The sequence below is a fragment of the Micromonospora rhizosphaerae genome, assembly GCF_900091465.1.
In the GTDB taxonomy this organism is placed as follows: domain Bacteria; phylum Actinomycetota; class Actinomycetes; order Mycobacteriales; family Micromonosporaceae; genus Micromonospora; species Micromonospora rhizosphaerae.
The window spans coordinates 5404502-5423648 of sequence record NZ_FMHV01000002.1 but is presented as its reverse complement, the minus strand read 5'-3'; the positions used below and the strand labels follow the sequence as shown (position 1 = coordinate 5423648).

Genomic DNA, 19147 nt, shown 5'->3' with positions numbered 1-19147 from the left:
GCAAGATCGATATCTGCCCGCACCGTTTGTGTGCCTAGGACAGGCCCTACACCATCGCACGCCGTGGACGCCGCCGCGCAGCGTCGGCGAGACGCCGCACCCGCGCGACGAAGGGAATGGCCGCCCAGCACGCGTACGCCCAGTGCGTCACGAAGGCCAACGGGATGGACACCGCGAACGCGCCGGCCGCGACCGACAGGATGCGGTAGCCGTTGCCGAACAGCGAACGCGGTGTGCCCGCCCGGGCCAGTCCGTGCCGGTCCATCTCGAGCACGGCCAGCAGGAAGAAGAGGGACGCGAGCGCCTGGATCGCCGCGTAGAGGGTGAACCGTGCGGCGAATGCGCCGTCGCCGACGATGACCCTGGTGACGAACGGCGTTAACACGATCATGAGCAGCCACAGCATGTTCCAGCGGACCAGCCGGCCGGACAGCCTGGCTACGTGACCGAACGTGCGGTGGTGCAGGAACCAGTGGCCCCCGATCACCGCGAAGCTGATGAGGAATGCCACGTAGTCGTTGACGTTGCGAGCCAGATCGCGCCACAGCTCGGCGTTTGTCTGGCCGACCGGGGCGGGCAGTTCCAACGCCAACAACGTGATTGCGATGGCGATCACCGCGTCCGAGAAGAAGACCAGCCGCTCGGGGTTGACCATCTCCAGTTCGATTCGGGCCGGGACCGGTTCGGATCCCGCCTGGCGGCCGGTCTGCATCGCCGCGCCGGCCCGTGACCCCTCGGGGATGACCGTGTCGTCTTCCACCCGCATCACGGAAGTAGAACACGTGGGGTCCGCGGGGCGGGTGCCGGCATGACCGTCGCACCCGGGGACCATCCACCGGCTGGTCAACCACGGCGGGCTGCAGATCATCGTCCTGATGCAGAACGGCGGCCTTCCGGAAGCGGGCGACGCCGTGCTGACCCTCCCACCCGACCAGCTCGCCGACCCCGCGACGTACGCGGCCGCGATCACGCTGTCCGGCGGCGGTGCCCCCGGCACTGATCTGAGTGCCACCTACGCCCGGCGAGACCTTGCCGCGCGTGGCTTCGAACGGCAGAGGGCCGCTGCGGCCGCCAGCGATTTCGCCCGCTGCGAGACTTCCACGCCGCGGCCGTACGCCTCGTCCGACCGCACCTAGAGTGTTGGCGGGCCGCCTGGCCGGGTGGCGCCCTGCGAGCGGCCAACGAGACCGGACACCAGCTCGACTCCCTCGCTCGCGGCGAGGCGCCGCATCTGGTCCAAGCGGAGGTCTACCAATTCGACGAGCCAGAGGACCGGCGCCGCCACGGCATGTGTGGCCTCCGGGACACCTATCCGGTGACCTGGCCGGGAGGGTCAGTTCTGAAGCTGTTCCCCGTCGTAGCCGTGGTTCGGCCGAGCAGTATCAGCAATAGCGTCCTGCCGGGGCCGGAGAGAGTCGTATCAGGGCCCGCGGGGCTCACGCTACGGGCCGAACCGTCCCTTCTTCGCCGTTGATGTCGATGTCCCAGCGCCCGCCGAAGGGCGATTGTGCCGAGCAGTTGAATCCGGCCAAGGTTCCCGGAAAGCTCGGCATCCAAGTGCCTCCCCGCATGTGCTTAGGCGGTGGGCGAGTTGCGCTGTGGTTGCTCATCTTTGGTCGGCGGCGGATTGCAGGTCGAGCCGGCGCACGACCCGGGCCGGGTTGCCGACCGCGACGACATTTGCTGACAGATCCCGGGTGACGACCGACCCGGCACCGACCACAGTGTTCTCCCCGACGGTCACGCCGGCCAGGACGATGGCTCCGCTGCCGAGCCAGACGTTGTCGCCGATGGTGATGGGCTTCGCGGCCTCCCACTTCGCCCGGCGTGGCTCCGGCTCCAGCGGGTGGGTCGGAGTCAGTAGCTGGACGTTCGTCCCGATCTGCACGTCGTCGCCGATGATGACGGGGGCGACATCCAACGCGACAAGGCCGAAGTTCGCGAACGTACGGGCACCGATGCGGATGTGTTTGCCGTAGTCGACATACAGCGGCGGGCGGATCTCGGTGCCGCCGCCGACCGCGCCCAGCAGCTCGGTCAGCAGCCGGCGCCGCTCGTCTGGGTTACGCGCGGAGGTGGCGTTGTAGGCGTCCATGAGGTCCAGCGCGCGGAGGCTGTGCTCCGCCAACTCAGGGTCGTCGGCGATGTAGAGGTCACCGGCAAGCATCCGCTCGCGCATGGAACGACCATCCGAAGAAGCAGCGGTCATGCGCCCCAACGTACCCAAGCCCTACGCCTCGGCCGCCAGGTAGGGCCTGTGTCGAAGTCGGCGCCGGCGTCTGAGCACCAGCTGTCTGCAAGTCATCCTTGGGCCCGTCACATATAGAACTCTGGCAGGAGCCCGTGCATTGCTGCCGGATACTGGGCCATCGCTGCAGATTCGGCAGAGACTTGCTGAGATCCGGTGATGGGCTCTTCATGATCGAGTGAAATCTAAATCAATCAATTGGCCTCTGCGAAACCCGGGACACTCAGCACGCCGTCGCGGCAGTCAGGCGATGTCGATGTTTCGACAGACATCTGGACCTGTTGGGCTGCCTGGCGCCAGGATTTCGCCGTCAGCTGACAGACCCGTGCACGGCGCGGGTCGGCGAACAAGCATCGGGAGGTCGTCCATGATCAAAACAGCTCGTCGTGTCTTGCTTGGCTCGGTCGCTGTGGCGACCGCGCTCCTCACCGCCGCCGCCCCGGCGTGGGCACATGAATGCGTAAACGCGGACAAGAACCCAGCGGCGGGAGTTCAGGTGGTCATAGACGTGAACACCGGGGAGCTCGTGTGGGTATCGGACGGCTTGCAGCAGCGCATCGAACAAGGCCTGGTCGACCCCGAGACGGGCGAGGGCTTTTCGGGCTTGCTGGGGTTCGATCTCGACGGCGACGGCGCGGCCGACGTGAGCACCTACATCGTGGGACCCGACATGGAGATCCCGGAACAGGCGCAGTTCAACGGTCCGGCGTGTCACGGCATTACAAATGTGGAGGTGTTCTTCACGCAGTGCCTGTCCTGAACCGAGTCGCGAGGATGCCCCACTTGGGCATCCTCGCGATGACCTGGCGGCGTTCGCCCGAGGGTTCACTTGGTTGATTGGCGTCGACATCGAGCAGCCGGCCCAAGACCAAAGGGCTGTCGAACCAGGCCGGGCACCACCAGTCGGCCGATCCGGCCCGGTACCTGCCGAGAACTACGCGCTGGTCGGCGATGTCCTCAACTGCCTGACCTTGCGCCCGTCATGATCCTGTTTACTCGGTGCCTGCGGTGGACCAAGCCGGGCGGCACCTGTGACGCCATACTGTCGCAGGATAGGCGCGGTTACACGCCGGCGGAGGCGACGATGATCGGCGTTCATCCGGTCACCGTTCAATTCTGACTGTGGCGGGACGGCCCGCGGCCCGGGGCCTGTACGGCCGAGGTCACCGCCCTTGGTGACGCGGTGTGGCTATGTCAGCCGGTGGTGACCGGCAGCGTGGCGTAGCCGCGCAGCACCAGGCGGTCGCGGCGCTCGCCCGGGCCGGCCAGGCTCAGCCGGGGCAGCATGGTTAGCAGCAGCGGGAACGCGACCTGCGCCTCCAGTCGGGCCAGCGGTGCGCCGAGGCAGTAGTGGGCGCCGCCGCCGAACGAGACCGGCTGAATGTTCGGACGGTCCGGGTCGAATCGGTGCGGGTTGGGGTAGCGTGCCGGGTCGCGGTTGGCGGAACCGAGCAGCATAGTCAGCTCCGCGCCGCCGGCGAGCCGCAGCCCGTCACCGAGATCCAGCGGGCTGGTCGTGAACCGGGTGGTGAGCTGCACCGGAGAGTCGTACCGGAGGATCTCCTCGACGAACGCGGGTATGGTCCGGCGGGTTGGTCTGCAGCATGGACAGCACGATCGAGGCGACCCCACGGTTTTGCCGCCAGTCCGGCCAGAAGCCGTCGTACGCGGCGGCGTCCGCCACGCGCAGGCTCGGGTCGCGCAGCAGGCGGCTGGTGAGCGCGTGGGTGGTGACGAACCAGCGACCGTCGAGCGCCTGGAAGATCGGTGCGTGCGCCCGGATCACGTCGTAGACCGGGTACGGATCGAGGCGTCCCTCCGGCAGGAACAGCGACGCCAGCGCCGTCTGATATTCCATCCTTGTGCCTCCCCTGTAGACGGCGCGGTGCCTTGCATCATGCCCGGCGCCGTCCAGCGGCCGCGTTCAGCGGTCGGACGGCTGAGGGCAGCAGACCCCGTTGCACCCGCCGGGTCAGTACCAGCCGGCCGATCAGGTCCGACATGGGCGGAGAAACAGGTGCTGTTCCACGGTCGGACATTCGAGTTCCTTCGGGTGGCGCCCGGTCAGGAGGCGTCCCACTCAGGTGTCTGGCATCGGCCGACACGCACTGCACCACGGCGTCGTGGACGTGGCGGGTCGCCGGGCCTCACGCCGTCACCCGCTATCGGGCCCACCCCGGCTCACCATGACACACCGTGAGGTCGAATGGCCCACCAGTGGCCCGACGCACGCTTCTTCCGATCGGCGTGCGTCCGCGCGCCGCCGTTAGCCGTAGTACTTGACCAGGCAGAACTCGTGGTCCTCCGGGTCGGCCATGACGACGACCACACCCTCCTCGTAGTCGTGCCGCTCACCGGTGAACCGGCCACCGAGATTGATGACGGCCGTCATGGCCTCGTCGATGTCGTCGACGGAGATGTCGAGGTGAATCCGCACCTTGCCTGTTTGGGGCTCAGGCACTGGCTGGAACACCAGCCGCGGCTGCGGGTCACCTCGCTCGCCGAGGTAGACCCAGCCCTCCTGCGATGGTCCGGGCTCGCGACCGAGCAGAGCGCTCCAGAATCGGGCTACCCGCTCGGGGTCAAGGCAGTCGATCGTGACACCGGACCAGACGTTCGCCATGCGCCGATCCTGGCAGAGCCCGTCCATCGAGACTACGAGACCATCGGCCACGCTGGTTCAGGCGGCCGGGTCGTGTCTGGGGAGCGACTGGCGTCGTGCGGGTTTCGGTGGCTGGCCTCAACCACCACGTTGCAGCGCACTCTGGGCGAGCGCGTGGAACAGATCGTCCTGCAGGGGGTCGACGCGTAACCGAGCCGGCAAGCAGTTGCTGGTCAGTCTGCAGGTTATGCACGCGACCGGGCGTTGCTGCGATGGCGGGCGTAGGTTCGTGCCGTAATGCCGCTGGTCAGGCCGTAACGCTATCGATGAGATCGTCAGCCGTAATCGGAATGTGGCGATGAGCAGACGCAACTCGCCGAGGCTCACGCGGGACGGACTCGCGGACATCAGCTGCCGCGAAGGATCTGGTCCCGGTACTGCTGGAAGCCGTGCCAGCCAGCGGTCTGAGTGGGATCGCCGGTCAGGAATTCTCCGGTGGAGATGTCAAGCGCGCGGCCACCAACCGACGCGACGATCTGCGCGATAACGGCCAGAACCTCGTCGCCTCCTCCACGCACGTGCAACTGATCGGATCGACGGGATTGTCCGTTCCGATGTTCAGCTCGATGCTGCAAGTCGGGCCGACCAAGCGCCCCGCCCGATCAGCACGACGTCGGCCAGCACGGCGAGCCAGATCGAATATGACGCGAGCGCCCATGCACGACGACCCAGGCGATGATCTCGACCAGGAAGCGTGATGCGGACGCGGTCAGCGTGTCCGGAGCGGCGTTCGGCGGGCGGGGGTGGACGCCCTGCATCACGCCGCGGCCCTTGCGGTCGACCAGGCAGTCCAGCCCCGGCTGAGCACATACGCGGCCAGCAGGATGAGCGTGACCGCTCCGTCGGCGATCAGCGCCGCGCCAGCGCCGTCGGTCCCGCTGCCGAAGGACAGGGCGGCCAGGGTCAGGCCGAGCTTGTTGAGAATGGCGAGCTCCCAGATGCCGGCGTACAGCCGGGGGCGGTAGGCCAGCAGCAGGAACACGCCCGCGAAGACACCGAAGCCGAGCATGCGCCAGGTCTCGACCATCCGTGTGGCCGGTCCGGCGTCCGCGACGGCGTCCACTGCGCCTGCCACCGCGGCGACGGCGCCGGCGGCGGCGAGGACGAGGAGGGCCCGCGCGACGCGGTCACGGATCCGCGCGGAGCCGGTGCCGGTCTCGACGTGAAGGGACGGGGCACGAGCGGGCATCGACGCTACCTTTCGTCCTAACGGTGTTAGGGTTCCAGCCTAACATCGTTAGGGTATTCTGGGAGGGCGGGACGGATGGCTTCCTACGCACTAAGCCGGCTCACTCCACGAGCCCGGGAGATCGTGCAGACCGCGCGCCAGCTCCTCGAGCGGGAGGGCCCCGATGCACTGTCGATGCGCCGCCTCGCCGCCCAACTCGGGATCCGCGCCTCCTCGATCTACGAGCACCTCCGCGACAAGCAGGCACTGGAGGCGGCGCTGATCTCGGTCGGCTTTGAGGAGCAGACCGAACTGTTCGAGCAGGCCGTCCATCGATCCGACGCCCCGATCGCGGCCCTCACCGCCGCGTACCGCGACTTCGCGCGCCGCCAGCCGAACCTCTATCGGCTGATGACCGAGCGGCCCCTGCGCCGCGACCTGCTCACCCCCGGCGCCGAGGAGGCGGCCGCAAAGCCGCTCCTCGACGCCACCGGCGGTGACCGCGAACGCGCACGGGCCATCTGGGCCTTCGCGCACGGCATGGTCATCCTCGAGCTGAACCAACGCTTCCCACCCGGCGCCGATCTCGACACCACCTGGCGCAAGGGCATCGACGCGTTCCACGGCACGGGCTGAGCGCCGCCTACTCGGTGGGCAGCGCGTGGGCGACGCTCGTCCGGGACGCCCAGCCGGTTGGCAGCAGCCCACCCCGCACGCGCGATCAGCAGGCCCGCCGAAGGCGAGCGCCACGAGCAGCCCGGCCCGACCTCGACCGGCTGCTGGGTCAGGCTGTTTCTCGCTGGCCACGCCGATCTGCTCCGGGAGGCCATGCGGTGGCTGCTGGGGGTCAAGGGTCACGATCGACTGGTGGATCGATGACAACTCGCCGCCGCGCGCCCGCAGCCGACACCGCCTCCGCCGGCCCCGCTCGCACCCGCAACGCAGGGAGCACCGGCAGCACCACGGCCGATGCCGCCGGCCACGGCCACCGCCCCACATCGAGGATCTTGGTCGATCTCGATGATCAGGCGGTGGCCGCTCTACGTCACGTCCACACACCGAACCAACCAGTGGTCACTGGCAGCATCCCGACTCGGGAGTTAACTCCCCAGTCACCCCCGTTGGGCGGTATGAATGCGCACATCGCCACATCACGATGGTGGGTAAGCCTCCAACTCGTAGATGCGGGCCGAGGGATCAGTGGTCTGTCGCCTTGGTCGAGCAGATGACCTTGCGCGGACCTCCAGGTCGCAAGGCCAAGGAACGGCACGAACTCCGCCCAAGCGGTTCTCCCACCGCTACGTTCGCTCACCAAGGCTGCCGGAAGTCCGAGCGCGATCCGTCAGCGACAGCGGCGGGCGTTGAGCCGGGCGGCCTGACGCGTCAGGTGGTCGCGCTCGGCGAGGTTGGGGGCCTTTCGGGCCGCCTCGGCGTACAGCCGGGCCGCCGTCGCCAGGTCGCCGTCGCGCTCGTGGAGGTACGCCGTCACCGCTGCGTGGCGGGGCAGTGAGTCGTCCAGCGCTGCGAGCGCCGCCAGCCCGGCGCGCGGTCCGTCGGCCTCGCCGACGGCCACCGCGCGGTTGAGCCGGACGATCGGGCTGTCGGTCAGGCGCGCGAGTTCGTCGTACCACTCGACGATCTGCACCCAGTCAGTCTCCTCGGCGGTGGGTGCGTCGGCGTGCAGTGCCGCGATGGCGGCCTGGGCCTGGAACTCGCCCAGCCGGTCGCGGGCGAGGGCTGCCTGCAGGATCTCGACGCCCTCGGCGATCGACGTGGAGTCCCATCGGCGGCGGTCCTGCTCGGCGAGCGGCACCAGGCTGCCGTCCGGCGCGGTCCGGGTATGACGCCGGGCGTGATGGAGCAGCATGAGGGCGAGCAGCCCCGCCACCTCGGGGTGGTCGATCGCGGCCGCGAGCTGCCGGGTGAGCCGGATGGCCTCGGCGGCGAGGTCGACGTCGCCGGAGTAGCCCTCGTTGAAGACCAAGTAGAGGACGCGCAGCACGGTGGCGACGTCGCCGGGCTGGTCGAAGCGCACGCCGGAGACGGTGCGCTTGGCCCGGCTGATGCGCTGCGCCATGGTCGCCTCGGGTACCACGTAGGCCTGGGCGATCTGGCGGGTGGTCAGCCCGCCGACGGCGCGCAGCGTGAGCGCGACCGCGGACGACGGCGTCAGCGACGGGTGGGCGCACAGGAAATAGAGCTGGAGCGTGTCGTCCACCGCAGGCGCGGGCCCGGGCGCCGGCTCCTCGTCGACGAGCTCTTCACGCCGGCGGCGGGCGGAGTCCGCCCGGGTCGTGTCGAGGAACTTGCGCCAGGCCACGGTGGTCAGCCAGCCCTTCGGGTCCCGCGGCGGGTCGGTCGGCCAGACGCGGATCGCCTCGACCAGCGCGTCCTGCACGGCGTCCTCGGCCGCCGCGAAGTCGGCTCCGCGGCGGACGAGGATGCCGAGCACGCTCGGTGTGAGGCTCCGGAGCAGGGCCTCGTTCATCTGAGAGGTCACTCCGTGATGGTGGGCGGTTCGGTCAGGAAGGGGCGCACCTCGAGCCACTCGTGGATCGGCTTGCCGCCCGCCCCGGGGGCGGCCGACAGTTCCCCGGCCAGTTCGACGGCCCGCTCGTAGCTGTCGACGTCAATCACCATCCAACCGGCAATGAGGTCCTTGGTCTCGGCGAACGGACCGTCGGTGACCGGCGGGCGCCCCTCACCGTCGTACCGGACGAACGTCCCCTCGGGGGCGAGCGCCTGACCGTCGACGAACTCGCCGGTCCCCTCGAGCCGGGCCGCGAAGTCGTTCATGTACTGCACGTGCGCCGAGATCTCCTCCGGCGTCCACTGGTCCATGGGCACGTCGTTGACCGGAGCCGGAGCGCCGCGGTAGTGCTTGAGCAGCAAGTACTTGGCCATCGTCTTTCTCCTCGGTGCTGGTGCGACCCATCTTGGTCATGTTCACCACGGGGACGGAGCCAGTCACCAGTTCTCGACATCACCGTCCGAACTTTTCACTCTGAACTTTTCACTCTGATAGATGAGCCTGGGTGAGCCATCTCGCGGTGTCCGGGTCCGCGGCCCGGCGCGAAGAGACGGAACCAGGCGTTCAAGATCAACAGCGACCAGGCAACTGAATCAAGAGAAGGCCGCGCCTGCGTCACTCCACGTGTGGTCCTGGCGCGTCGTGGTGTGCGCGCGTCGTCGACAGCGAGCCCGCCGTGTCTCCCAACGGTAAGGAGATCGCCTTCTCCGCCACCAGCGGAGGCGGATCTGTCGCGCTCGACATCCATGTCATGGATGCGGACGGGAATGAAGAGCCGACTCGGCTCACCTACTCGCCCGGCGCGGACGCTCAACCGGCCCCGCTCGCGTCCCTAGTGACACTCATCGACCCGTCGAACCGGCGACCGACCGCCCCATCGAGAGCCAGGGAAGTTCGGCCATGAGCAGATTCATCCACCAGGACGTGCGCATGGACCTAGACGGAAACGACGGCGCGCGGCTGAGGCGTCTGGGCCATGTTCCTTTTCCACGGCGATGATTAAGGCGAGCGCGATGGCGACGGTCACCAGCCCGCGTAGCCGGCCCACGGCGTCCGGAACGAGGGCGCCGCGGGCCGGGCCGGTCAGGACAGCATTCCGCTGATCAGGGCCTGCCAGGTCAGCGGACCCACGATCCCGTCGACCGGGAAGCGGGACACGTCCGCGGCGATGGCCTGCTGGAATCCGCGTACGGCGGCCTCGGTCTGCGGGCCGAAGATGCCGTCGACGCGCAGCCCCTTGGCCGGGTCGCCGGACTGGTTGCGGAACTGGAACTCCTCCTGTACGCCGCGTACCGCGTCGCCCTTGTCGCCGCGCCGGACGGTGACGATCAGCGCGCGCCACGTCTTCGGGCCCACGACGCCGTCGACGGACAGGCGCGTCTGCTTCTGGAACGCGCGGACGGCGGCGTCGGTGGCCGGGCCGAAGATGCCGTCCACCGCCACCTGGTGCTCGCGGGCGCGCAGCAGGTATTGCAGCGTCTCGACCGGGTGGTTGCGGGCGCCCTTGCGGATCACCGGGAACGGCTGCAGGGTGCGCCGGGGTTCGCGGACCACCGACAGGAACCCGACGCCGCGGACGTTGACGCCCGGCCGTTCCAGCAGGTTGAGGTCGTCGTCGCGGGTCCGGCCGCTGGTGTCGACGATCCGGATGGCCGGTGTGGTGGTCAGCCGACCGTTCCTGAGCGCGAACGACTGGGTGACGCCGATTGAGTCACCGAGGTGGACCCACTCGCCGGTGTCCGCCGACAGCGCCTCCACCCGGTAGCTGCGCAGGCCCTGGTCGGTGGCGACGAACACGGTGACGTCGTCGTCGGCCTGCGACTTGACGAGGTGGCCGTCGAGAGCGACCGCGAGCCGGCCGTTCGCGCCGAGGGCGACGACTTGGTCAGGATTCCGGCCGGCCATGGTGCCCAGCGCCGCCTCCGGGTCGATGTTCTTGTTGGACCTGGTAACCGGCCCGGCCTCGAACTCGTCGACCCGGTCCGCGTAGATCAGCTTGTCGAACGGGTTGATCTTGACCGGACTGACGATCTGAGTGTCGAGGAAATCGAAGCCGACCGACGGGGGTTTCTTCTTCGGGTCGTACGAGACGAACGTCGTGTAGGTGCCGTCGAGCCCGCTGTCGATGTCGGCGAGTGCCCCGTCGTTGGCGACGACGTCGAAGCTGGACGACACCGACGGGTCGATAATCAGCACATTGCCGAAGATGTCGCGCGGGATGACCATCACCGAGGCCAGACCCGGCTTCACCTCGACCACCGACACCTGGCTGAACGCCGGGTGCGGCCGGACCAGCACGAACGTCTCGATCTTGGCCTCCCGGCGGAAGCTGACGCCGTCGGTGGTGACCCCGACCGCGGTGACGTAGAAGGTGTAGCGCTCGGGCACCGAGGTGCGCTCGACGGTGGCCCGGTACGTGCCGTCGCGGCGGTGGTCGGCCATCGGCAGGGTGAGCCCGGTCGGGCCGCCCGGGAAGGTGAGTCCGGCGATCTGCGCGCCTCGCTGCTTGATCAGTATCGGGGTGCTGTCCTTGCCCTGCAGTTCGTCGCGGGCATCCTGCAACGCCTGCTCGGGTACGGTCAGCGCGGCCAGCCAGTTGGTGAACGACTGCCCGGGCCGGGTGGTGGACAGGAACACGTTGGCGTCGCGTACCGGCAGGCCGCGGGCGGTGAGCCGGGCCGAGATGGTGATCGGGTCCCCGGCGTAGTAGGTGTCGCGGTCGGCCGACAGTTGCAGGCGCAGGGTGGAGTCGACGACGGTGTCGTACAGGTAGTCCTCGAACTCGAGGACATCGGAGTCCCGGCCCGCGGCGCCGATGATGACTTGCGGGTGGGTGATGACGAACGTCCACGTGCCCGCCTGACCGGGCAGGAACCCCGGGTCGACCAGGTAGGTCTGCGACCGGTTGCCGCCGCGGAACGACACCCCCGGGAACCGGCCGGCCTGCACGTCCTCCGGTGTGAGCCGCTTTTGCCCGGGGGTGATCAGTTCCAGTCGCAGCCGGTCGGGGTCTGGGGTGTTCCAGTTCAGGACGAACGCCGCCCGGGTGTCGTACGGGGTGATCACCACGTCGTGCCGCGCCTCGGGCTGAGTGAAGATGAGGAACCGCGCGGTCGGGTCGAGCGGTGAGGTGGCCCCGGTGAGCCCGGACTTGATGGTGTCGCGCAACTGTGCGGCAAGCGTGGACGCGGTCACCCCCTCCTCGTCGACGTGCCGGATCTGGCCCAGCAGGGACGCGTCGGCGAGGTCCTTGAGCAGCACGTGGTCGACGTCGGTGTGCCCCTCGATGCCGTACGCGACGGCGAACAGGCTGATCTTGCGGTCCAGGGGGGAGTTGCCGGCGGCCATGAAGTCCCGCGGGTTGCGGGTGCCGGAGTTGTGCGCGCCGTCGCTCATCAGGATCAGCCAGCGCCGGTTGTCCACCTGCGGGCTGAAGTAGCCGGGCGGGCCGAGGACCCGGTTCAGCCCGTCGCCCATCGGTGTGCTGTTGAACGGCTCCACCTGGGAGATCGCGGTCTGGGCGGCCGCCATGTTCGAGGTGATCGCCGTCATCGGCACCAGGTCGAAGGTGGACGGGTTGTTGGGGTCGGGCGCCGGGAAGCGGGCCACCCCGAACCGGCCCCGCCCGGCGGCGAAGTGGGCGAGCAGATCGAGGAAGTTGTTGGCGGCGGACTCCAGCTCGGACCAGCGGGCGTTCGGCGAGTTCGGTGGCAGGAAGGTGCCGATGGCGTCCCAGCCCATGCTGCCGGAGTCGTCGAGCAGCAGGACGACCTCCAGCTCCTGGGCCTTCGCGGTGATCTGCACCCGCTGGTTGTGCCCGGGGGAGGTGCCGGCGGTGGTGTCCGGCGGGGTGGCGGTCACGGTGACGGTCGTGGCCGCCTGCGCCGGGCCGGTGCTCGGCGGCGTGTACCGCACGACCAGGTCCTGCACGCCGCCGGGCGGCACGGTGAACGGCAGCGCGGTGCGCAGCTCCAGCGGGGCGGCCACCGGCGGGTCCACGGCGGTGACGGTCAGCGGCGCGGTGCCCCGGTTGGCCACCTGCACGCTCTGCTCGATCTTGAGGTCGGTGGAGTTCGGCCGGTTGATCAGCGAGGTGATCGGCAGCAGGGCGGGGGAGACCGCGATCCACGGCTGGGCGGTCTCGGCCACCGTGCTGGCCACCACCCAGGTGAACTCGTGGTCGACGACCGGGTCGTTGTTGTGGATGACCAGTTGCCAGGTCTCGTCGGTGTCCTGGTCGAAGCCCATCCGGATCTGCCAGACGCCGGCCGCCTCGCCGGCGGTGATCAGCTGGACGTCGCCGACGTAGTCGACCGGGTTCGGTCCCCGATACACCGCGGTCGGTGTGCCGGTGGCGATCACCGGTGGGCCCAGCCCGGTCTGCAGCGACAGCGTCGGCGCCGTGCCGGTCCCGGTCATCGCCACCCGCAGGAACATCATCTTCACGTACGAGTTGGCGATCACCGGCGGGCCGGTGATCTGGTTGATCGTGCTGGACTGCTCGGAGTTCTTGGTGACCTTGAGCGGGTCGGTGGGCGGGTTGCCGGGTGCGTGTGGATGGACCTCGAACGCCATGGCTGGCCTCCTCGTGGCGTCAACCGGTGACGGTGAAGGTGGAGCTGCTTTCCGCGGGGCCGCCCGGCGTTTCGACGGTGATCCGCAGGGTCTGCGGCGGCGACGGCACGGCCGGTACCCGAACCTTGATCTGGGTGGCCGTGGTGGACGTGATGTTCGGCGCCAGGGTGGTGCCGAACTTCACCGTCAGCGGTGCGATGTTGAAGTTCTTGCCGTTGAGAGTGATCTCGTCGCCCTGCGCGCCCTGCTTCGGCGTGAACTGCGGACCGACCGTGGCGAACGCCGGCGCCGGCACGGCCTGGGTGGCCACGAACGGGTCGTCGCTCTCGACGGTGCCCGCCTCGGTGGTCACCTTGATCGTGACGGTCCGGCTCGCGCTGCCCGCGGGTACGAGCCCGGGCGGCACCCGCGCCTTGACCTGCCGGGACGTCTGGCCGCTGAGCGACGTGGCCGCCACCGTCCCGAAGCTCACGGCGAGCCCGGCCACGTTGAAGTTGGCGCCGTGCAGGGTGACCTCGGTGCCCTGGTCACCGGTGTCCGGCTCGAACTGGGCGCCCGGCGCCGCGAAGGCCGGCGCCGGCATGACGGTGAACGCCGCGTTGGTGGCGGTACGCCCGGCCGCGTTCTCCACGCTGAGCAGCACCTGCACCGCCTCACCCTCGGTGGCGGCACCGCGCGGCACCCGGGTGGTGATCTGGGTGGCCGAGCCGACCGTGGTGCGGGTGGCCGCGACGTCACCAAAGAACACCTGGACGGCGCCGACATTGAAGTTGGTGCCGAAGATCTGCACCTCGTCGCCGGGCGCCCCCAGCTTCGGGGTGAACTGCGGGGTGACGAAGGCGGGCAGCAGAGCCATCTCGACCCGCCGCAGCCGGCGTTCCAGGTCGGAGACGGTCAGCCCGCCCTGCCGCCGGTCGGTGATCATCGCGGCGGTGATCGCCGGGTTGCCGGGCGGGCGGGCCAGCCGGGCCAGGGTGTGGAAGTTGTGGCCGGGCGGCGCCGGCGGCAGGCCGCCGCCCTCGGCGACCCGCACCACCCAGCCGGGGCGCAGGCGTACCGAAGTCTGCACGCCGACATCGAGGGAGTTGCGCAGCGCCGGGTCGCCGCCGGCGTCCACCTCGTCGAGGAACACGTCCAGGTAGACGGTGTCGATCCGCGGGTCCGGCTGGCCGTCGGCCGGCGTGGTGAGTTTGGGCAGGCCGGGCTGTCTCGAGTAGCGGACCGGCTCCGCGATCATCACCTCGATGCCGGCGACCAGGTAGCGGCCGGGCAGCGTGGACGCGCCCGCGGAGATCAGGAAGTCCTGCTCGTGGTCCGGGGCGGGCAGGGGCTGCACGGCGAAGCCACCGGCGCCGGCCGGGGCGCCGTCACCGATGTAACGGGTCACGATCTCCCGGACGGTCTGCGCGATCAGGTCGTGCATGAGATTCAGGTCGCGGTCCAGGATCGGCACGCCCTGCTCGATGTGCAGGCCGATGTATCCCAACTCCCGGCTGGCCGCGAGCAGCCGCTCCGGCGAGATCGAGTAGTCGGCCATCGCAACTCCTACGGGGTGATCAGGACCGTCCGGGTGGTCGCCGGCAGGAAGTCGGGCAGGGCGCCGGCCAGGCGGGCCATCGCGGCCCGGATCTCGTCGGGGTCGGTGACGGCCGGTTCCAGGAACACGCCGACGGTGTCCCGGGCGATCCGGTTCGCGGTGCCGCGCCGTCCGGCGCGGGCGTCGTGCAGATAGGTCTGGAAGTCCTCGAACGTGCCGCGCAGCGCCAGCTTCTGCGTCCAGCGGGCGTCCACCGTGGCGGTGCCGGCGTACCGGTTGTCGAGGGTCACGCCGTGCGCCACGCTGCGGTTCGAGCGGTACAGGACCAGCGAGCCTCCGCCGGGCAGGCCGCTCACGGCCAAACCCCGGTTCGCGTACGGGCCACCGGCGACCGTCCGCGGCGGGCTCCAGGTGTTCGTGGCCGGGTCCACGGTGGCCGCGACCAGCGTCGGGCCACCACCGGCCGTGGTGCTCCACAGCAGCTCGACGCCGCCGGACACGGCCCGCGCGTACGGGTACCGGTCGTGATAGTCGCCGTCCTCGCTCTTGGGCACGGTCCGCACCGGCGACCAGTCCGCCGCGGCCGGGTCGAGTCCCTGCTTCACCCGGTACGCGATGGTGCGCCGGGTCTGCCCGGGCGGGCCGGCCGACTCGTGCCGAGTCCGGAACAGCCACAGCCGCCCACCGGCCACCAGCACGTACGGGTCCTCGCCGACCTGCTCGTCGGGGACCGTCGCGGGCTCGGCGAGCTGCCAGTCGTCGCCGTCGTGCCGGTTGTACCGGACCCGGGCGCCCTCCTGCCAGAACAGCCACACGCCGGCGTCGTCGCCGGCCGCGGCCGGTAGCTGCCGTTCCACCGCCGGGTCGCCGAAGATCCGCGGCTGGCTCCAGCCGCCGCCGTCGCGGGTCGCGAACGAGATCCGCCAATGCGGCTGCGCGCCACCCGAGCGATCCTCATCGCCGCGGGCGGGCTCGGAAGCGTCGAGGCTCTGCCAGAACAGCCACAACCGGTCGCCGGCCCGTGCCGCGCTCGGGTGCTTGTCGATGCCGGGCCGGGTGACGACCGGCGCGCTCGGTTCCCAGCCGCCGGCGACGGTGTGCCGCTTCGCCCAGATGTCCCAGCCGTGCCGCCGGTGCGTGTGATAGACGGCCAGCAGCGAGCCGTCCCCCGGATCCACCAGCACCGGACGCCCGTCGTACGCGAAGTTGACCGACGCCAGGCTCGCCTCGCCGGGCGTACCGTCCTCGGCGCGCGCCAGCGACCACAGGTTGAGCCGTTCCGGCACGTTGGTGCGGGCGACATTGTGGACGTACTCCTTGGTGCGGCTCGGCCACCGGGTGACCCGGGTGACCGTTGCGCCCAGCGCGCCCAGCCCGCCGATGGTCTGGTAGACCCGCGGCGCGAACCGGATCTCGTTGCGCTGCGCGGCGACCGGCAGGCCGAAGTCGGTGCGCCAGCCGATCCACTCGGCCAGCAGCGGCAGCAGCGCCCCGTCCACCCGGTCCAGGTCGGTGACGTCCAGCAGGGTGCGGGCCAGGCTGTACATTCGGTCCAGCTCGCCGCCGGGCAGGTCCAGGAACCGGCGCAGCTGGCCCTTGTCCTCGTCGCCCGGCTCGGCGGTGCCCGGCGTCGGGAGCCGCAGGGCGTCGTAGCGGTGGTACAGGGCGGGCAGCATCCGGAACATCAAGCCGCCGAAGTCGTACGGCGCGAGTGCCGTCGCCGCGGCCAGGTTGCGCGGGTCCGGTTCGTAGGTCCGCGGGTCACCGGCGTACGGGAACAGCGTGTAGTAGTGGATCGTCTCCGCGCGCAGGTCACGATCCGTGGCGGCGGCCAGGCCCACGCCCTCGGCGACCAGTGTGCCGTCGTCCGGCCCGGCCGGGTGCCCGCCCTCCCGGCGCATCACCCGCACTCCCATGCCCGCCGGTGGTCCGGTCCAGGCCAGGTCGATCCGGTTGCCCCGCGGGTGGGCAACGGCGGTGATGCCGGTCAGGCGCATGTCAGCGCACCCCCGGGACGGGAACGACCCGCATCCCGTCCTGGTACTCCCGGTCGGTCGGGACGATCGGGATCTCGCTCGGCCCGAGGACGATCACACCGTCGGTCTCGACGGGGTCGGTGCCGGTGTCGCCGCGGCGGAACTCGGTGATGTTGAGGAACTGCACGCCCGGCACGTCCTGGCAGCGTTCGTAGAAGCGGCTCAGAAACACCGTCTCGTTGAAGCCGACCCGGTCGAACGCGAGCAGGTCGGCGCCGGCCTGGCGGACCCGGGCGAGGACGTCCTCGGTGACGTGGTAGCTCTCGACCGCCACCTCGGCGGTCACCCTGATCGGCACGTAGTCGACGTCGGCGATCTCGACGATCTGGCTGAGCATCCGCTTGTCCTCGAAGAACGCCCGCAGGTTCGCCTCCAGCACGTCACTGACGTGCTCACCGCGTCCGCCGCCCTCCGGCGCCACGAACAGGGTCACCTCGTTCCAGCTGGTGGCGACGGCCCGTACCTTGGCCACGCCCTTGAAGCTGAGCGCGATCGCCTCGTAGTCGGCGGCGGTGACCGCCCGCCGCATCGACCGGAACACCGCGGGCGCGTGCCGCACGGCATGCTCGATGCTCTCCCGGTCGGCGCCGCCGGCCGCACCGGCCGGGTTGGTGACGGTCGCGCCGAGCCGGGCCAGCCGGGGCGCGTCCAGGATCACGCCGATCGCGCCGGGCGGCACGTTGCCGGCCGTGCCGCCGCCGACCCGGTAGGTGGCGCTCACCCGGGCGTCGGGTGGCGGCACCGCGCCGAACCGGCCGTCGCCGAACACCACGGTCGCCCGGTCCTGGTCGTCGACGCGTACCGCGAAGTCGGGCGCGGCGGGCCCGCTGAAGGCGAGGGTGTCGCGCAGCGTCCACTTCTGTGCCGTGTCGTCGGGCAGGGTGGTGGTCACCGTGATGCCGCCGGGCAGGGCGGCGCCCGGCGGCCGCAGGATCAGCCCCGGATGCGGCAGCGGGAACCGCTGATCGGGGGATCCGTCGGAGGTGCCGAGGAACTGGCCGGTGAACAGCCGGCCCTGCTCGACCGGCACGCTGCGGAACACCTTGCGGCCGGTGCCCTCGTCGACGGCCACGGTGCCGAAGTCGATGCGCAGGTCGTTGTCGCGGGTGTACTCGAAGCGGACGCTGGGCCGGTCGCGTTCGCTGGCGGTGGCGAACGCGTCGCCCCGGCGGATCGTGACCGTCTCCGTGACGTCGGCCGGCACGGACAGGGTCAGGTCGGCCGAGGCGGGGGCGGCGGTGCCCAACTCGTAGCCGATCAGCCGCAGGTGCTCGATCACGCTGCGCCGGGTCCGGGCGGTGCCGAGGAAGCTCTCGTTGGCCACCCGGTCCTGATAGAAGCTGAGGATGTCGCCGAGGTGCGCGAACAGTTCGAGCAGCACGTTGCCGAAGTCGGCCTCGGAGGCATGGCCGCGCCACTCGGGCAGCTTCTCCGGGATCCGCTGCCGCATCGCCGCGAGCAGGCTCTCGTAGTCGCGGGCCATGTAGTCGATGACCGGCCGGCCGTCGATCCGGTTGAGCTCAGCCACGGCGATCACCTCGGGTCACCGGAACTGGACCCGGACCGCGCGGGGGGCCAGATCGCGGCGGCGCACGTATGCGACCTCCACCACCAACTCCTCCTCGTACGAGCGGACGTCCACCCCGGCCACCACCAGCTCGTCGCCCAGCCACCGGGTCAGCGCCTGCCCCACGGTGAACTCCACCGCCGCCGCCATGATCGTGTTGTTCGGGTCGAAGACCAGGTGGAACAACCCGCACCCGAACTCCGGCTGGTTCACCCGCTCGCCGGGCGTGGTGAGCAGCACCTGCACGACCCGGCCGCGCAGGTCGGCGTCGTCGTCCGGATCGGGCGTGATGGTGCCGCGCGGGGTCACCGCGAACGGGAATCCGAAGCCTGCCACGGCCGCTCCTCTCACACCGAGCAGGTGACGAAGGCCTGCCCTTGCGCCGTCACGGTGCCCTTGCCCTTGCCGCCGGGGATGCCGCAGGTGTCGAACGGATCGCCGTCGAGCAGCGCCTTGGCGCCGCCGGCGGTGAGCAGCGCGCTGCCGGCGGCCGCGCCCGGCTTGCCGTCGCCGACCCCGGTGGCCGGGGTGAACGTCAGCGTCGCCGGGTTGGGCGCCGGTGCGGGCGGCTGGTAGTTGCCGCCGCTGAGCGCCTGGTGTGCGGTTGCGCCCTCGGCGCGCAGGCTGCTGGTGCTGGTCACCACCGCGAGGGGGATGCCGTTCACGGTGACGAACTCGCTGAGCCCGCCGGTCACCGCGCCCTGGTACTGGTAGTCGCCGGTCCCGGTGTACGCGGCCGGCGGGCTGGACGTGGTCGAGCCGGTCACCTGGTGGGTGTCGGCGCCGTCGACCGGGTCGTTCTTCACGATCAGCGCTTTGCCCAT

17 protein-coding genes and 1 pseudogene are annotated in these 19147 nt (G+C 70.3%); 3 read left to right on the top strand and 15 right to left on the bottom strand.

Annotated features, from left to right (window positions below):
* Positions 1 to 46: 46 nt before the first annotated feature.
* Complete coding sequence (locus GA0070624_RS25470; RefSeq protein ID WP_218105297.1) at positions 47 to 712, bottom strand: TMEM175 family protein; 666 nt, start codon at positions 710 to 712, stop codon at positions 47 to 49.
* 163 nt (positions 713 to 875) lie between these two features.
* Here GA0070624_RS25470 and GA0070624_RS25465 point away from each other — a divergent pair, with 163 nt between their 5' ends.
* Positions 876 to 1136, top strand: coding sequence for a hypothetical protein (locus tag GA0070624_RS25465; protein ID WP_091345385.1), 261 nt, complete (start codon positions 876 to 878; stop codon positions 1134 to 1136).
* 470 nt (positions 1137 to 1606) lie between these two features.
* Here the strand turns inward: GA0070624_RS25465 and GA0070624_RS25460 are convergent, their stop codons facing one another.
* Positions 1607 to 2179 (bottom strand): sugar O-acetyltransferase, encoded by a 573-nt coding sequence (locus tag GA0070624_RS25460; protein ID WP_245718981.1) that lies wholly within the window; start codon positions 2177 to 2179, stop codon positions 1607 to 1609.
* Between the two features lie 436 nt (positions 2180 to 2615).
* Between GA0070624_RS25460 and GA0070624_RS25455 the strand changes: the two genes are divergently transcribed.
* The gene (locus tag GA0070624_RS25455) at positions 2616 to 3008 is read left to right on the top strand and encodes a hypothetical protein (protein WP_141715165.1); all 393 of its coding nucleotides are present in this window, start codon (positions 2616 to 2618) and stop codon (positions 3006 to 3008) included.
* A 434-nt stretch (positions 3009 to 3442) separates the two neighbouring features.
* Here the strand turns inward: GA0070624_RS25455 and GA0070624_RS36975 are convergent.
* From GA0070624_RS36975 to GA0070624_RS25440, 5 genes and pseudogenes are all read right to left on the bottom strand, one after another.
* Positions 3443 to 3826 (bottom strand): annotated as a pseudogene (locus GA0070624_RS36975) (cytochrome P450); the annotation flags it as partial.
* Positions 3741 to 4106 (bottom strand): hypothetical protein, encoded by a 366-nt coding sequence (locus GA0070624_RS36970; RefSeq protein ID WP_425413521.1) that lies wholly within the window; start codon positions 4104 to 4106, stop codon positions 3741 to 3743. The gene GA0070624_RS36970 and the pseudogene GA0070624_RS36975, both read right to left, overlap by 86 nt.
* 408 nt (positions 4107 to 4514) lie before the next feature.
* On the bottom strand, positions 4515 to 4871 hold the full coding sequence (locus GA0070624_RS25445; RefSeq protein WP_091345380.1) for a VOC family protein: 357 nt from the start codon (positions 4869 to 4871) through the stop codon (positions 4515 to 4517).
* Between the two features lie 386 nt (positions 4872 to 5257).
* Positions 5258 to 5428: a hypothetical protein gene (locus GA0070624_RS35005; RefSeq protein WP_176731870.1), complete on the bottom strand. Its 171-nt coding sequence runs from the start codon at positions 5426 to 5428 to the stop codon at positions 5258 to 5260.
* Between the two features lie 239 nt (positions 5429 to 5667).
* On the bottom strand, positions 5668 to 6099 hold the full coding sequence (locus GA0070624_RS25440) for a hypothetical protein (RefSeq protein WP_091345378.1): 432 nt from the start codon (positions 6097 to 6099) through the stop codon (positions 5668 to 5670).
* A 75-nt stretch (positions 6100 to 6174) separates the two neighbouring features.
* Here GA0070624_RS25440 and GA0070624_RS25435 point away from each other — a divergent pair, with 75 nt between their 5' ends.
* Complete coding sequence (locus GA0070624_RS25435; protein ID WP_091345376.1) at positions 6175 to 6714, top strand: TetR/AcrR family transcriptional regulator; 540 nt, start codon at positions 6175 to 6177, stop codon at positions 6712 to 6714.
* A gap of 706 nt (positions 6715 to 7420) precedes the next feature.
* Here the strand turns inward: GA0070624_RS25435 and GA0070624_RS25430 are convergent.
* The 8 genes from GA0070624_RS25430 to GA0070624_RS34995 all read right to left on the bottom strand — a co-directional run bounded on the left by GA0070624_RS25430 (position 7421) and on the right by GA0070624_RS34995 (position 19147).
* Positions 7421 to 8566, bottom strand: a complete 1146-nt coding sequence (locus GA0070624_RS25430; RefSeq protein ID WP_091345373.1) for an RNA polymerase sigma factor — start codon at positions 8564 to 8566, stop codon at positions 7421 to 7423.
* 8 nt (positions 8567 to 8574) lie between these two features.
* A complete protein-coding gene (locus GA0070624_RS25425) occupies positions 8575 to 8982 on the bottom strand; it encodes a YciI family protein (protein WP_091345371.1) in 408 nt (135 codons plus the stop codon).
* Between the two features lie 709 nt (positions 8983 to 9691).
* A complete protein-coding gene (locus GA0070624_RS36015) occupies positions 9692 to 13183 on the bottom strand; it encodes a peptidoglycan-binding protein (RefSeq protein ID WP_245718980.1) in 3492 nt (1163 codons plus the stop codon).
* A gap of 19 nt (positions 13184 to 13202) precedes the next feature.
* A complete protein-coding gene (locus tag GA0070624_RS25415; RefSeq protein WP_091345369.1) occupies positions 13203 to 14720 on the bottom strand; it encodes an IPT/TIG domain-containing protein in 1518 nt (505 codons plus the stop codon).
* A gap of 8 nt (positions 14721 to 14728) precedes the next feature.
* Positions 14729 to 16717, bottom strand: coding sequence for a hypothetical protein (locus GA0070624_RS25410; protein WP_091345367.1), 1989 nt, complete (start codon positions 16715 to 16717; stop codon positions 14729 to 14731).
* A 1-nt stretch (position 16718) separates the two neighbouring features.
* The gene (locus tag GA0070624_RS25405; RefSeq protein ID WP_141715164.1) at positions 16719 to 18284 is read right to left on the bottom strand and encodes a baseplate J/gp47 family protein; all 1566 of its coding nucleotides are present in this window, start codon (positions 18282 to 18284) and stop codon (positions 16719 to 16721) included.
* Between the two features lie 15 nt (positions 18285 to 18299).
* Entirely contained in the window at positions 18300 to 18659 is a 360-nt protein-coding gene (locus tag GA0070624_RS35000) for a GPW/gp25 family protein (protein ID WP_176731869.1), read from the bottom strand.
* Positions 18660 to 18670: 11 nt separating this feature from the next.
* Positions 18671 to 19147 carry a hypothetical protein gene (locus GA0070624_RS34995; protein ID WP_176731868.1) on the bottom strand — a complete coding sequence of 159 codons (477 nt, stop codon included), beginning with the start codon at positions 19145 to 19147 and terminating at the stop codon, positions 18671 to 18673.

Coding starts and splice junctions, on each gene's coding strand:
- GA0070624_RS25470 (WP_218105297.1), bottom strand. CDS start 712: ATGCAGACCGGCCGCCAGGCGGGATCCGAACCGGTCCCGGCCCGAATC.
- GA0070624_RS25465 (WP_091345385.1), top strand. CDS start 876: ATGCAGAACGGCGGCCTTCCGGAAGCGGGCGACGCCGTGCTGACCCTC.
- GA0070624_RS25460 (WP_245718981.1), bottom strand. CDS start 2,179: ATGCGCGAGCGGATGCTTGCCGGTGACCTCTACATCGCCGACGACCCT.
- GA0070624_RS25455 (WP_141715165.1), top strand. CDS start 2,616: ATGATCAAAACAGCTCGTCGTGTCTTGCTTGGCTCGGTCGCTGTGGCG.
- GA0070624_RS36970 (WP_425413521.1), bottom strand. CDS start 4,106: ATGGAATATCAGACGGCGCTGGCGTCGCTGTTCCTGCCGGAGGGACGC.
- GA0070624_RS25445 (WP_091345380.1), bottom strand. CDS start 4,871: ATGGCGAACGTCTGGTCCGGTGTCACGATCGACTGCCTTGACCCCGAG.
- GA0070624_RS25440 (WP_091345378.1), bottom strand. CDS start 6,099: ATGCCCGCTCGTGCCCCGTCCCTTCACGTCGAGACCGGCACCGGCTCC.
- GA0070624_RS25435 (WP_091345376.1), top strand. CDS start 6,175: ATGGCTTCCTACGCACTAAGCCGGCTCACTCCACGAGCCCGGGAGATC.
- GA0070624_RS25430 (WP_091345373.1), bottom strand. CDS start 8,566: ATGAACGAGGCCCTGCTCCGGAGCCTCACACCGAGCGTGCTCGGCATC.
- GA0070624_RS25425 (WP_091345371.1), bottom strand. CDS start 8,982: ATGGCCAAGTACTTGCTGCTCAAGCACTACCGCGGCGCTCCGGCTCCG.
- GA0070624_RS36015 (WP_245718980.1), bottom strand. CDS start 13,183: ATGGCGTTCGAGGTCCATCCACACGCACCCGGCAACCCGCCCACCGAC.
- GA0070624_RS25415 (WP_091345369.1), bottom strand. CDS start 14,720: ATGGCCGACTACTCGATCTCGCCGGAGCGGCTGCTCGCGGCCAGCCGG.
- GA0070624_RS25410 (WP_091345367.1), bottom strand. CDS start 16,717: ATGCGCCTGACCGGCATCACCGCCGTTGCCCACCCGCGGGGCAACCGG.
- GA0070624_RS34995 (WP_176731868.1), bottom strand. CDS start 19,147: ATGGGCAAAGCGCTGATCGTGAAGAACGACCCGGTCGACGGCGCCGAC.